The sequence below is a fragment of the Bradyrhizobium sp. 6(2017) genome (assembly GCF_011058295.2).
GTDB classification, from domain to species: domain Bacteria; phylum Pseudomonadota; class Alphaproteobacteria; order Rhizobiales; family Xanthobacteraceae; genus Bradyrhizobium; species Bradyrhizobium septentrionale.
Genome location: NZ_CP049289.2, coordinates 3,666,023 through 3,679,788 on the forward strand (window position 1 = coordinate 3,666,023; position 13,766 = coordinate 3,679,788).

Sequence of the window (13,766 nt, forward strand, 5' to 3'; positions counted from 1 at the left end):
TCCGCGGCCCCTCACCCGATTTGCTGCGCAAATCGACCTCTCCCCGTCGGGGAGAGGTGAGCAGAGTCCGTGATCAACCCGGCGGAGCCCCCCGGCACGGAACCGTCATTATTCCTAAACGGCTTCTTAACGCGCCGACCTCTATCATCGCGGGCGGACGGGCTGCGGCGGTTTCGCCGGGCACCAAGCTTTCACGACCGGGCGCATGAGCCAGAAATCGACCGAGCGGCTGAGGGATTATCTCGCGCAGCTTCCGCCGCAATCGCAGGCGCTGCTGATGCGCGAGCTGGAGCGCGCGGTCGAACGCGGTGATGACGTCACTGTTGCCAATCTGGTCCTGGAGCAGCTGCGCAAGATCGTGCGCGGGGCCGAGGAGGACGAGCAGATCGAGCCGCGCAGCGACGACCCGGCGCGGCTGCTGTTCCGGCCGCTCGAACCGTTCCTTGCCGAGACCAATTTCCCGACGCGGGCGGGCCAGCTGCGGCGCGCCTCGCTGCTGCCGATCTGGCAGTGGCTGGCCGGTGAGGGCGCGCCGGAGGCGGCCCGCGAATTCGAGGCGGCGCTCGCGGCGGCATCGGAGAGCGGTCCGATAGAGATCGCCGCGCGCAAGTTCCAGCTGGCTGCCGCTGAAGCCATTCTCAAGATCGCAGCTCCTGCTCAGGGCGACGATCGCCAGCGCGCGTTGTTGCGCGTCGGTCCGACCAGCGTTGTCGAGGATTTGCTGCCGATCGGCCTGGTGCTGCAGGCCCGCGAAGCGCTGGAAACCCTGGGAAGCCGGCTGCCCAGCCAGATCCGCGTGTTCGCCGATTCCCAGATCGCCTCCGCCACCGAGGCGCTCAAGCTGCCGTCGCTGCAGACGCCGCAGCTGTTGCCCTTCGCGCTGTCATTGATCGCGCAGCGGCTCGCCGCGCCATGGCAGATCATCCGCCTCGCCATCAAGATGGCGGCCTCCGACGACGAGCTGCGGGTCGCGGCAACGCCGTACGGCGTCGCCGTCACCATCGCGCTGCACGACCTGTCATTTGTCGCGGCCTGTCTGCGCACCGACATCAGGCGTGGGCATTTCGATTATGTCGGCGAGCAGCTCAAGACCCTGCATGACGGTGTCCGCGGCCTGCGCACCGAGCTCGATCTGCGCAACGATTCCACCTGGGGCCGCCAGCTCACCTCGGTGCGCGCCGATACTTCCAACGCGCTGCAATCGGAGATCGACAGCGTGCCGGGCCGGGTCCGCCGCATCCTGCGCCAGCGCGCCGACAAGGATATTGCCGCCGGCGCCAAGATCGACATGTCCGAGGTCGAGGACGCCGCCGCCCTGATCGATTTCGTCGCGGTCTGCCGCACCTATGCCAGCGAGCTCGCCATCAACGAGGTGACGCTGCGGACCTTCTCCGACCTGCAACATTATGTCGAGCAATCGACCGAGGGGCTGGTGCAGTCGCTGCGCGGCGGCGACGCCCGCGTCCGTGCCTTCCGGCAGCAGCAGGTCAAGGCCGCGATCCGCTTCTGCGAGGTGTTGTTCGGCCACGACTACGCCTCCCTGATGAACCGGGCGGCCGAAAACGCCGTGACCGGCGAGCGGAAGTCGTCCCGCGCGGGGTAACTACTGTGATACGGCCCGATCGCAGTACCGAAGACGAGCATGAAAAAGGGGCTGCGCCGCGAGCGTTGGTGTTTGTTCTGTCTGCTGTAATCACGACATGCATTGAGCTTCTGCTGTGGCGATATGAGCCTTTGCTGGCAATGGTGTTACCGGCGATGGCTTATTTTCTTGGCTCTATGAGGATTTTTCCTCGCGGAACGCCAATGCGGCAGGCCATCTCGTATGGTGTCCTGACGAGTATGTTTGTTCTCATGGTGATGTTTGTATTTGGAGTTCTGGAATTACGGTGACAGTGCAATTGCAAAGTCGCGCCCTGAGGGGGAGCACTGCCGGACATCCTATGGGTCAAACAATCAAATGCACCGTAGTTCGCAAGCATTTTCGACGGCAAACCGATGAGCCCGCCAAGCCGGGACGACAAGCGCAATTTCGGAATAATGGAAGTGTGGCACTGAGTTGCCCGACATGTCAAGTCGTCAAGCGAGCGCCGGCGGAAGCCTGCTACTTTGCATGGGGTTGTTTTCGATATTTTTGTATTGCGCGCCTTCGCGAGGTGTATTGGAGCATCGGCTCCGAACCCGGTCCTCGCTTCGCCCTGGAACGCGCTTGCAGTACCGCCGGACCGGCCACCGGAAGCCACCTGATCCCACCTTCCGCCGATCCAGCAATTGTCAATTGCCGGGCTCGCCGCCGGTAGTGTAAAGCGATTCTAAGGCGGCTTGCCGGAAGCCGCCGCACCATCCGGGAACCGCTTGATGACGCTGTGGTTTGTGTTCGCGCTGATGACGGTCGCGGCGATCTTTGCCGTGCTTTGGCCGCTCGGCCGGCGCGGGCGGACGGATACCGGCGGCAGCGAGGTCGTGGTCTACCGCGACCAGCTCGCCGAAATCGACCGCGACATGGCCGCCGGCATCATCGGTGCCCCCGAGGCCGATGCCGCGCGGACCGAGATCAGCCGCCGGCTGCTGGCCGCCGCCGACCAGAGCGGACGTGAAACCCCGGTGCAAGGCAGCCTCACGCTGCGGCGGGCGGCTGCGATCGTGGCGCTGGTCGGTTTGCCGGTCATTGCCTCCAGCTTCTATCTCGCGCTCGGCTCGCCGCGGCTTGGCGACTTCCCGCTTTCCGAGCGCAGCCGGGTCGCCGACGCCAACCAGCCGCTCGCCAATCTGGTCGCGCAGGTCGAGACCCATCTGGAGAAGAATCCGACCGACGGCCGCGGCTGGACCGTGCTGGCGCCGGTGCTGTCACGCCTCGGCCGCTACGATGACGCCGTCCGCGCCTATCGCAATGCCATTACCTACGCCGGCGACAGCGCCGATCGCCGCGCCGATCTCGGCGAGGCAATGATCGGGACCGCCGGCGGCGTCGTCACCGCGGAAGCCAAGGCGGAGTTCGAGCGCGCCGTCGCGCTGAATGCCGACGATGCCAAGGCCAATTATTTCCTCGGTCTCGCCGCCGAGCAGGACGGCCGCAAGGCTGACGCCGCCGCGCTCTGGCAGAAGATGCTGGCGAAGGCGCCACAGGATGCGCCGTGGCGGCCGCTGGTGCAGGCCGCGCTGGTCCGCGTCGGCGGCGTTAGCGTGCCCGGTGGCGTCAGCGCACCCGCCTTGCCCGACAGCGCGATGGCCGCGGCCAAGGACATGAGCGAGGCCGATCGCGGCACCATGATCCAGGGCATGGTCGATCGGCTGGCGACGCGGCTGAAGACGAATGGCGACGACGTCGAGGGCTGGCTGCGGCTGGTCCGCGCCTATCTCGTGATGGGCGAGCGCGACAAGGCGATGAGCGCGCTCGCGGATGCCCGTCAGGCCGTGGCCAACGATGCCGATCGGTTGCGTCAGCTCAATGAGGGGCTGAAGAATCTCGGGTTGGATGGATAAATCATGACGCCGAAAAGCGGGCAGTGGTTTTCGGAGAACGTCATGCGCAAGGATGGACCATGACCAGGAAGCAACGGCGTTTGACATTGATCGGCTGCGCGCTCGTCGTGCTTGCGATCGCCGCAGGCCTGGTGCTGAATGCGCTGCGCGATTCCATCGTGTTCTTTTCGACGCCGTCGATGGTCGCCGAGAAGCACCTCGGCCCGGGCAAGCGTTTCCGCCTTGGCGGCCTGGTCGAGCAGGGCTCGCTCAAGCGCGGCGACAATCTCGCCGTGACCTTCACCGTCGCCGACGGCGGCGCGACGCTGCCGGTCGCCTACAAGGGCATCCTGCCGGATTTGTTCCGCGAAGGGCAGGGCGTGATTGCGGAAGGCGCGCTCGATGACAACGGCGTGTTCCGCGCCGACACCGTGCTCGCCAAGCATGACGAGACCTACATGCCGAAGGACGTCGCCGACGCCCTGAAGAAGCAGGGCCACTGGAAGGACGATTACGGGGCCAAGCCGAACAGCATGCCGAGCGCCTCCGCGGCGCCGACCCAGGGAGCGATGCGGTGATTGCCGAAAGCGGACACTATGCCCTGGTGCTGGCGCTCGGGCTGGCGCTGATCCAGTCGATCGTGCCGATCGTCGGCGCGCGCTGGCGCGATGCGGCGCTGATGAACGTGGCGCGCTCGACCGCGCTCGCCCAATTGCTGTTCGTCGCGGCGTCGTTCGCGGCGCTGGTGACGCTGCACGTCAGCTCGGATTTCTCGGTCGCCAATGTCTACGAGAATTCGCATTCGCTGAAGCCGCTGCTCTACAAGATCACCGGCGTGTGGGGAAACCATGAAGGATCGATGCTGCTGTGGGTGTCGATCCTGGCGCTGTTCGGCGGCCTCGTCGCAGCCTTCGGCAACAATCTGCCGCTGTCGCTGCGGGCGCATGTGCTGGCGGTGCAGGCCTGGGTCGCCAGCGCCTTCTATCTGTTCATCCTGATCACCTCGAACCCGTTCCTGCGCATCGCCAATCCGCCGCTCGAGGGGCGCGACCTCAATCCGGTGCTGCAGGACATCGGCCTCGCGGTGCATCCGCCGATGCTCTATCTCGGCTATGTCGGTTTCTCGATCTCGTTCTCGTTCGCGGTGGCGGCGCTGCTGGAGGGGCGGATCGACGCCGCCTGGGCGCGCTGGGTGCGGCCGTGGACGCTAATGGCGTGGATCTTCCTGACGCTCGGCATCGCGATGGGCTCCTACTGGGCCTATTACGAGCTCGGCTGGGGTGGCTGGTGGTTCTGGGATCCGGTCGAGAACGCTTCGCTGATGCCTTGGCTTGCCGGCACTGCGCTGTTGCATTCGGCGCTGGTGATGGAGAAGCGCAACGCGCTGAAGGTCTGGACCGTGCTGCTGTCGATCCTGACCTTCTCGCTGTCGCTGCTCGGCACCTTCCTGGTGCGCTCCGGCGTGCTGACCTCGGTTCACGCCTTCGCCACCGATCCGACGCGCGGCGTGTTCATCCTGCTGATCCTGTTCGTCTTCATCGGCGGCAGCCTCTCGCTTTACGCCTGGCGCGCGCCGGCGTTGAAGCAGGGCGGGCTGTTCGCGCCGATCTCGCGCGAGGGCGCGCTGGTGCTCAACAATCTGCTGCTCACCACCGCCTGCGCCACCGTGTTCATCGGCACGCTGTATCCGCTGGCGCTCGAGGTGTTGACCGGCGAGAAGATCTCGGTCGGCGCGCCGTTCTTCAATTTCACCTTTGCGCCGCTGTTCGTGCCGCTGCTGCTCGCGGTGCCGTTCGGGCCGCTGCTGGCCTGGAAGCGCGGCGACCTGCTCGGCGCGGCGCAGCGGCTGATGGTCGCCGGCATCGCTGCGCTGGTTGCGATTGCGCTGGTCTGGGCGTGGACCTATGGCGGTGCGACGCTGGCGCCGCTTGCGATCGGGCTTGCGGTGTTCGTGATATCAGGCGCGCTGTGTGATCTCGCCGAACGCGTCGCGCTGTTCCGGATTCCGCTGTCGCTCTCGCTGCGCCGCGCGCGCGGCCTGCCACGTGCGACCTGGGGCACCGCCTTCGCCCATGCCGGCCTCGGCGTCGCGCTGATCGGGATCGTCTGCGAGACCACCTGGAACAGCGAATATATCGGCGCGATGAAGCCGGACGATGTCGCCCGGGTCGCCGGCTACGAGTTGCGGCTCGACGGCGTGAATGCACGGCAGGGGCCGAACTACCGCGAGATGGTCGCGCAATTCACCGTGACCCGTGACGGCGACAAGCTCAGCGTGATGACCCCGTCGAAGCGCAACTTCACGACGCGCGGCGCCTCGACCACGGAGGCCGCGCTGCTGACCCGCGGCGCCAGCCAGCTCTACATCTCGCTCGGCGACACCTCGGCCGACGGCGCGATTGCGGTGCGCATCTATCACAAACCGCTGGTGCTGATGATCTGGTGGGGACCGGTGCTGATGGCGTTCGGCGGCATGCTGTCGCTGTCCGACCGCCGCTTGCGGGTCGGTGCGCCGAAACCGGCCACCAAGGCGGCGCGCGCATTGCAGGCGGCCGAGTGATGCGGCCGCGCAGCCTAGCAGTCGCCGTGCTTGCGGCGATCCTGATGTTCGGTGCGATGCCCGCCCGGGCGGTGCTGCCCGACGAGATCATGGCGGATCCGGCCAAGGAGGCGCGGGCGCGCGAGCTCTCCAGGGAACTGCGCTGCATGGTTTGCCAGAACCAGTCGATCGACGATTCGGAGGCGCCGCTGGCGCGCGACCTCCGCCTCCTGGTCCGCGAACGCATCGCGGCCGGCGACAGCGACCGCCAGGTGATCGATTTCCTGGTCGCCCGTTACGGTGAATTCGTGCTGCTGAAGCCGCGCCTCAACGAGCATACGCTGCTGCTTTGGCTGACCCCGCCTTTGGCGCTGCTGCTGGGCGGTTTCGCGCTCTGGCGGCTCGGCCGGCGCAAGGTCAATCCGGCCGAGGGCGAGGGCGATTCCACCCCCGGATTGACGTCGGACGAGCAGGCGCGTCTGGAACGGCTCTTGGCGGCTGAATCCGGGCCGGACAGACCGGTTTAGTTCCCCCTTTTAAGCCCTTTATTTGCCTGCGCTATTCTGCCGCAGCAGCGGCCCGCTCAATTACAAAAGTTTAATTCCGCAGCCAGCGCGCCGTAAGGCTGATGACCCCATGTTCAGACGCATCAGGTGCTTGCCCCTGCACCAATGATTCTGGCCCTGGAGATTTCAGCCTATGACCGAACGTCCCGACCTCTCGACCCTTCCGTCCTACAAGGCGCCGAAGCGCTCGCTGTTTTCTGCCCGCAAACTCGCGCTGATGGCGTCGGTCGTGGCCGGCCTCGGTGCCGCCACCTATGGCCTCAGCCCCTCGCATAATCCTGCCGACCTGTTCACGACGCCTGCGCACGCCCAGGTCAACAACGAGGTCCGCAAGGTCCAGCAGCCGGTCGGGTTTGCCGACATCGTCGAGCGCGTCAAGCCGTCGGTGATCTCGGTCAAGGTCAACATCAACGAGAAGGTTGCCAAGGACGACAGCAGCAACAATGACGATTCGCCGTTCCAGCCGGGTTCGCCGATGGAGCGCTTCTTCCGCCGCTTCGGCGGTCCGGATGGCCTGCCCCCGGGCCTGCGCGGTGGACCGCGCGGCGGCGGCCGGGCCGTGACTGGCCAGGGCTCCGGCTTCTTCATCTCGGCTGACGGCTTTGCGGTGACCAACAATCACGTCGTCGACGGCGCCGACAAGGTCGAAGTCACGACCGACGACGGCAAGACCTATTCCGCCAAGGTGATCGGCACCGATCCGCGCACCGACCTCGCACTGATCAAGGTCGAGGGCGGCTCGAACTTCCAGTTTGCCAAGCTTTCCGATAGCAAGCCGCGCATCGGCGATTGGGTGCTGGCGGTCGGCAATCCCTTCGGTCTCGGCGGCACCGTGACCGCGGGCATCGTGTCCGCCTCCGGCCGCGACATCGGCAATGGCCCGTACGACGATTTCATCCAGATCGATGCGCCCGTGAACAAGGGCAATTCGGGTGGCCCGGCGTTCGACGTGTCCGGTGAGGTGATGGGCGTCAACACGGCGATCTACTCGCCGTCCGGCGGCAGCGTCGGCATCGCGTTCTCGATCCCCGCCGCGACCGTGAAGAGCGTCGTCGCCCAGCTGAAGGACAAGGGTTCGGTCAGCCGCGGCTGGATCGGCGTCCAGATCCAGCCAGTGACCTCCGACATCGCCGACAGCCTCGGCATGAAGAAGGCGGAAGGCGCGCTGGTTGCCGAACCGCAGGCCAACGGCCCCGCGGCCAAGGCCGGCATCGAATCCGGTGACGTCATCACCGCCGTCAATGGCGAGGCGGTGAAGGATGCCCGCGAGCTCGCCCGCACCATCGGCGGCCTCGCGCCCGGCAATGCCGTGAAGCTGAACGTGCTGCACAAGGGCCAGGACAAGACCATCAACCTCACGCTCGGCCAGTTGCCGAACACCCTGGAAGCCAAGGCTGACACCGACAACAGCGACAAGGGCAACTCGTCCCGCGGCACCGACGTGCCGAAGCTGGGCCTCACCGTGGCGCCTGCCAACAGCGTGGCCGGTGCCGGCAAGGAAGGCGTGGTCGTGACCGAAGTCGATCCCAAGAGTGCTGCCGCCGAGCGGGGCTTCAAGGAAGGCGACGTGATCCTCGAGGTCGCCGGCAAGTCGGTCGGCACTGCCGGTGAGGTGCGTGACGCGATCACCGCGGCGCGCAGCGACAACAAGAACAGTGTTCTCATGCGCGTGAAGAGCGGCGGTTCGTCGCGCTTTGTGGCAGTGCCTTTGGCCAAGGGATAACTATCTATGAGTTGGAAAGTGTCGCCGGCATCAGTCGCCCCCGCCGACGGCGCTTTCCGGGGGGCGGGCCCCTTGCTCGCTCCCTATGTTGCCTTTCGATGGAATATGCCCCCCTCCGTCGGAAGGTCTCAGGGCGGTGAGGTCCCCCAGCTTCACCGCCCACTTTTCTCTAACAATTCGAGATTATGCGCGGTCGTCTTGCATGTGCAGGCCGGCCGCGCCATGCTGACAGAGGGCCAATTCCCGTGACTGCAACCGCTCCGCAAATGCGCATCCTGATCATCGAAGACGACCGCGAGTCAGCCGACTATCTGGTCAAGGCATTCCGCGAAGTCGGCTATATCGCCGATCTCGCCGCCGACGGCGAGGAAGGGCTGTCGATGGCCGACACCGGTGATTACGACGTGCTGGTTGTGGACCGCATGCTGCCGAAGCGGGACGGCCTGTCGCTGATCGGCATTCTGCGCGACAAAGGCAACCGGACGCCGGTCCTGATCCTCTCGGCGCTTGGCCAGGTCGACGACCGCATCAAGGGCCTGCGCGCCGGCGGCGACGACTATCTGCCAAAACCCTATTCCTTCGCCGAGCTGCTTGCGCGCGTCGAGGTGCTGTCGCGGCGCAATGTCGGGCCGGCCGAGGAGACCACCTACCGGGTCGGCGACCTCGAGCTCGATCGGCTGTCGCATCGCGTCGCCCGCGGCAAGGATGAGCTGACCTTGCAGCCGCGCGAATTCCGCCTGCTCGAATATCTCATGAAGCACGCGGGGCAGGTGGTGACGCGCACGATGCTGCTCGAGAACGTCTGGGATTATCATTTCGATCCGCAGACCAACGTCATCGACGTGCACATTTCGCGGCTGCGCTCCAAGATCGACAAGGGCTTTGAGCGGCCGCTGCTGCATACCATCCGCGGCGCTGGGTATATGATCAGAGATGGCATAAGGTAGATCGTGACGGCCTTCGGCAAACTGATCCGGACCACGGCGTTTCGGCTGACGCTGGTCTATCTGTTCCTGTTTGCGCTGTTCGCCGCCTCGCTGCTGGCGTACTTCGCCTGGAATACGCGGCGGCTGATCACCGAGCAGATCACCACGACCGTCAACGTCGAGATCGGCGAGATCACCGCCATCTATAACCGTCGCGGCCTGCACGGCCTGCTGACCACCATGGGCAATCGTGCGCTGCGGCCGGGCGCCAATCTCTATCTCTTGACGGCGCCGAACGGGCAGGCGCTGGCCGGCAATGTCGGCTCGCTGGCGCCGGGCGTGATGAGCGTCCAGGGCTGGAGCGAGACCGCCTATCGCCGGTTCGACGACCAGGACAATACCGATCACCGCGCGCTGGTGCGGGTCACCGAGATGGACAACGGCTTCCGTCTCCTGGTCGGGCGCGACCTCGAGGAGCGGCGGCGGATGTTCGGCATCGTCGCCAAGGCCGCGCAATGGTCGATCCTCGTCGTTGTCGTGCTCGGTATCGGCGGCGGCATCTTCGTCGCGCGCCGCGTGCTGCGCCGGATCGACGCCATGACCGGTACCACCAAGCGCATCATGGCGGGCGATCTGTCCGGCCGGCTGCCGGTCGGCCGCAGCGGCGACGAGCTCGACCGTCTCGCGGAAAACCTCAACGCCATGCTGGAGCGCATCGAGGCGCTGATGACGGGGCTGAAGGAGGTCTCCGACAACATCGCCCACGACCTCAAGACGCCGCTGACGCGGCTGCGCAACCGCGCCGAGGAGGCGCTGGCGCGGTCGGGGAGCGAGGCCGACTATCGCGCGGCGCTGGAACGGACCATCGAGGAGTCCGATGGGCTGATCCGCACCTTCAACGCCCTGCTGATGATCGCGCGTGCCGAGTCCGGCCAGGCGCGCGGCAACATGGACGATTTCGACGGCGCCGACGTCGCCAAGGGCATCCACGAATTGTACGAGCCGCTGGCCGAGGACGACGGCATGACGCTGCAGGTCAAGACCATGCCGGCGCCGATTCACGGCAACCGCGAATTGATCAGCCAGGCGGTCGCCAATTTGGTCGAGAACGCCATCAAATACGGCAAGCCGGACGCGGGCGTCGAGCCGCTGAAGGCGGATGCGCGCGAGATCCTGATCGAGGCGCGGCGCGAGGGCGACCAGGTCCTGCTCAGCGTCGCCGACCACGGTCCGGGCATCCCTGAGGGCGACCGCAAGCATGCGGTGGAGCGCTTCGTCCGGCTCGAGGCGAGCCGTACCTTGCCCGGTTCCGGCCTCGGCCTCAGCCTGGCTTCGGCGGTTGCCACGCTCCATGGCGGCGAGCTGCGGCTCGGCGACGCCCATCCTGGGCTGGTGGCGACCCTGGTGCTGCCGGCGCGGGCGGGCGGCAGTGACAGGCTTGCGGCTCAAACGCAGGATGTGCCACAGAAGGCGGCATGAATGCCGCCGCGCCGGGAAACGCGGATCGACATCGTCTGGCCGCGCGGTTCGCGGACGGACCGCATGTCGCCGTTTCCGTATCCGCCGATCAGCGCCTGACCGACTGGTTCGCCGAGCTCGAGCCGGCGCAATCGGCCGCGCTCGCGGTGCTGCTGGAGCATCCGTTCGCACGGGACATCCTGCGCGGCATCGCCGAATTCTCGCCATACCTGTTCGAGCTCGCGCGCACTGACCCCGCGCGCCTGATCCGGATCCTGTCATGCGACCCGGAGTCGCATCTTGCCGACCTGATCGAGACCACGTCGCGCGAGGTGCTTGCCGCCGGCAGCGAGGCCGACGTGATGCATCTGCTTCGCCGCATGAAGGCGGAGGCCGCGTTGATGATCGCGCTGTGCGACATCGGCGGCGTCTGGCCGGTGATGCGGGTGACCGCGGCGCTGACCGACATCGCGGTAACTTCGGTGCAATCGGCGCTGCGATATTTGTTCCGGCAGGAAATCGCCCGCGGCCGGATGACCGCCGTCGATCCTGAGCATCCTGAAGCGGGTTCAGGTCTGATCGTGCTCGCGATGGGCAAGATGGGCGCGGGTGAACTGAACTATTCCAGCGATATCGACCTGATCGTGTTCTTCGATCGCGCGGCCGCCACTGCGCTTGCCGAGGATATCGAGCCGCAGCCGTTCTATGTGCGCGTCACCCAGGCGATGGCGCGGATGCTGCAGCAGCGCTCGGGCGAGGGCTACGTCTTCCGCGTCGATCTCCGCCTGCGCCCGGACCCGGCCTCGACCCAGGTAGCGATCTCCACCGACGCGGCCCTGCATTATTACGAGCGCGAGGGACGCACCTGGGAGCGCGCCGCGATGATCAAGGCGCGGCCCTGCGCCGGCGACCCCAAGGCCGGCGATGCGTTGATCGCCGAGCTCGCGCCCTTCGTCTGGCGCAAGCATCTGGACTTTGCCGCGCTGACCGACGTCCACGACATGAAGCGGCAGATGCAGACCTATCGCGGCCAGAGCGAGATCTCGGTCGAGGGCCACAATGTCAAGGTCGGCCGCGGCGGCATCCGCGAGATCGAGTTCTTTGCCCAGACCCAGCAGCTGATCGCTGGCGGCCGCCATCCGGAGTTGCGGGTGCGGCCGACGCTAAAGGCGCTCAACGTGCTCGCCGACAGCAACTGGATCACCTTCGAGGCGCGCGACGAGCTGACGGCGGCCTACGAATTCCTGCGCCGGGTCGAGCACCGGCTGCAGATGATCGCCGACGAGCAGACCCACTCGCTGCCCGAGGAGCCGGAAGCCGTCGAGCGCTTCGCGAATTTCTTCGGTTACGAGAATCGCGAGGCTTTTGCCAAGGACCTGCTCGGCCAGCTCAAGATCGTGCAGAACCACTACGGCAAACTGTTCGAGGGTGACGATCCGACCGGCACCGCGAAGCTGCCGGATATCGACTACGGTGCTGGCCCCGAAGACGCCCGCCTGATCGAACATCTTGCCCATCTTGGGTTCAAGAAGCCAATTGCCGTCGCCGCAACACTGCAGCAGTGGATCGCGGGCGATTATCGCGCGCTGCGCGTGGAGGCGACGCGTGCCGCGTTCCTCGAGTTCATTCCGGGCCTGATCGACGGTCTCGCCGATGCCGAGGAGCCGGACGATGCCGTGGCGGCGTTCGACCGCTTCCTCGGCGCGCTGCAGCGGGGCGGGCGGCTGATCTCGCTGCTCAGCCAGAACCGCGACTTCGTTGCGCTGGTGGCGCTGATCCTTGGTGCTGCGCCGCGGCTCGGCGACATGCTGGCGCGGCAGCCGCAGATCATGGACGGCCTGGTCGACCCGCGCTTCTTCGGCGCCATGCCGGACAAGAAGGAGCTGTCGGAGCGGCTTGCCGCCACGCTGCAGGATGCGTCGTCCTACGAGGATTTCCTCGACCGCCTCCGCCTGTTCGGCCAGGAGAGCCTGTTCCTGATCGGCACGCGGATCCTGTCAGGCACGGTGTCGGCGCAGCACGCCAGCACAGCCTTTGCCGACGTCGCCGAGGGCATCGTGCACACCGTGCACGGCCTCGTCACCGACCAGTTCGCCGCGCAATATGGCCGGATCAACGGGCAGGAGACCGCGATCATCGCGATGGGCCGGCTCGGCAGCCGCGAGATGACGGCGTCTTCCGACCTCGATTTGATCCTGCTCTACGATTTCGACAGCGAGTCGCCGGATTCCGACGGCGAGCGCTCGCTGCACGGCGCGCAGTATTTTGCCCGCTTCACCCAGCGCCTGATCAGCGCTTTCACCACCCGCACCAATTACGGCGTGCTCTATGAGGTCGACATGCGGCTGCGCCCGTCCGGCCGCGCCGGCCCGGTCGCCTCGCGGATCGATGCCTTCGCCGACTACCAGGAGCGCGAGGCCTGGACCTGGGAGCACATGGCGCTGACGCGGGCCCGCGTGATCTCGTCGTCGCCTGCATTCCGCGAGCAGATCGAGGCGATCATCCGCCGCGTGCTGACCCGGCCGCGCGATGCGGCATCGACCGCGGCCGACGTCGCCGACATGCGGCGCGCGATCGCGCTGGAGAAGGGCGAGGACGACGTCTGGGACCTCAAGCTCGCCGCCGGCGGGCTCGTCGACATCGATTTCATCGCGCAATATCTCCAACTCGCGCATGCCTCGGTGAAGCCGGAAATCCTCAGCGTCTCGACGCTGCAGGTGCTCGAGCATGCGGCCAGGCTCGGCCTGCTCGGCCAGTCCGAGGCCGAGATATTGCGCTCGGCGGCGCGGCTCTATCACGATCTGACGCAGATCCTGCGGCTCTGCGTCACCGGCAAGTTCAATCCGGAGACCGCGGGCGAGGACCTGCGGCGCGTGATGGCGCGGGCCGGCGACGCGCCGGATTTCTCCGCGCTGGAAGCGCGCCTGCGCGAGACCCAAAGCGAGGTGCGCCGCGTCTTCAACGCGATCGTGGGCGGCGGCTAACTCTCGACCCGTCATCCCCGCGCAAAGGCTTTGCCTTTGTCGCTGGAGGAGCCGCGTAGCGGCGTCTCGAAGGATGCACGGCCACACTCGGGCCGTCGACCCTTCGAG

The 13,766-nt window shown here is 66.5% G+C and carries 9 protein-coding genes; all 9 read left to right on the forward strand.

The features are described from left to right. The first annotated feature begins 205 nt into the window (after positions 1–205). The 9 genes from G6P99_RS17055 to G6P99_RS17095 all read left to right on the forward strand — a co-directional run bounded on the left by G6P99_RS17055 (position 206) and on the right by G6P99_RS17095 (position 13,658). Positions 206–1,603 carry a hypothetical protein gene (locus G6P99_RS17055; protein ID WP_165128769.1) on the forward strand — a complete coding sequence of 466 codons (1,398 nt, stop codon included), beginning with the start codon at positions 206–208 and terminating at the stop codon, positions 1,601–1,603. Between the two features lie 755 nt (positions 1,604–2,358). Further along, positions 2,359–3,483, forward strand: coding sequence for a c-type cytochrome biogenesis protein CcmI (gene ccmI, locus G6P99_RS17060; protein WP_029082352.1), 1,125 nt, complete (start codon positions 2,359–2,361; stop codon positions 3,481–3,483). Positions 3,484–3,542: 59 nt separating this feature from the next. Further along, complete coding sequence (ccmE, locus tag G6P99_RS17065; RefSeq protein ID WP_029082351.1) at positions 3,543–4,040, forward strand: cytochrome c maturation protein CcmE; 498 nt, start codon at positions 3,543–3,545, stop codon at positions 4,038–4,040. Continuing rightward, a complete protein-coding gene (locus G6P99_RS17070; protein WP_029082350.1) occupies positions 4,037–6,022 on the forward strand; it encodes a heme lyase CcmF/NrfE family subunit in 1,986 nt (661 codons plus the stop codon). Before ccmE ends, G6P99_RS17070 begins: the two co-directional genes overlap by 4 nt. Next, positions 6,022–6,528 (forward strand): cytochrome c-type biogenesis protein, encoded by a 507-nt coding sequence (locus G6P99_RS17075; RefSeq protein WP_029082349.1) that lies wholly within the window; start codon positions 6,022–6,024, stop codon positions 6,526–6,528. The genes G6P99_RS17070 and G6P99_RS17075 overlap by 1 nt, the downstream gene beginning before the upstream one ends. Before the next feature lie 172 nt (positions 6,529–6,700). After that, positions 6,701–8,290 carry a Do family serine endopeptidase gene (locus G6P99_RS17080; RefSeq protein WP_029082348.1) on the forward strand — a complete coding sequence of 530 codons (1,590 nt, stop codon included), beginning with the start codon at positions 6,701–6,703 and terminating at the stop codon, positions 8,288–8,290. Between the two features lie 266 nt (positions 8,291–8,556). Next, complete coding sequence (locus G6P99_RS17085; protein WP_029082347.1) at positions 8,557–9,237, forward strand: response regulator transcription factor; 681 nt, start codon at positions 8,557–8,559, stop codon at positions 9,235–9,237. A gap of 3 nt (positions 9,238–9,240) precedes the next feature. Then, the gene (locus G6P99_RS17090) at positions 9,241–10,695 is read left to right on the forward strand and encodes a sensor histidine kinase (RefSeq protein ID WP_165128771.1); all 1,455 of its coding nucleotides are present in this window, start codon (positions 9,241–9,243) and stop codon (positions 10,693–10,695) included. Then, on the forward strand, positions 10,692–13,658 hold the full coding sequence (locus G6P99_RS17095) for a bifunctional [glutamine synthetase] adenylyltransferase/[glutamine synthetase]-adenylyl-L-tyrosine phosphorylase (RefSeq protein WP_165128773.1): 2,967 nt from the start codon (positions 10,692–10,694) through the stop codon (positions 13,656–13,658). The genes G6P99_RS17090 and G6P99_RS17095 overlap by 4 nt, the downstream gene beginning before the upstream one ends. Positions 13,659–13,766 lie beyond the last annotated feature (108 nt).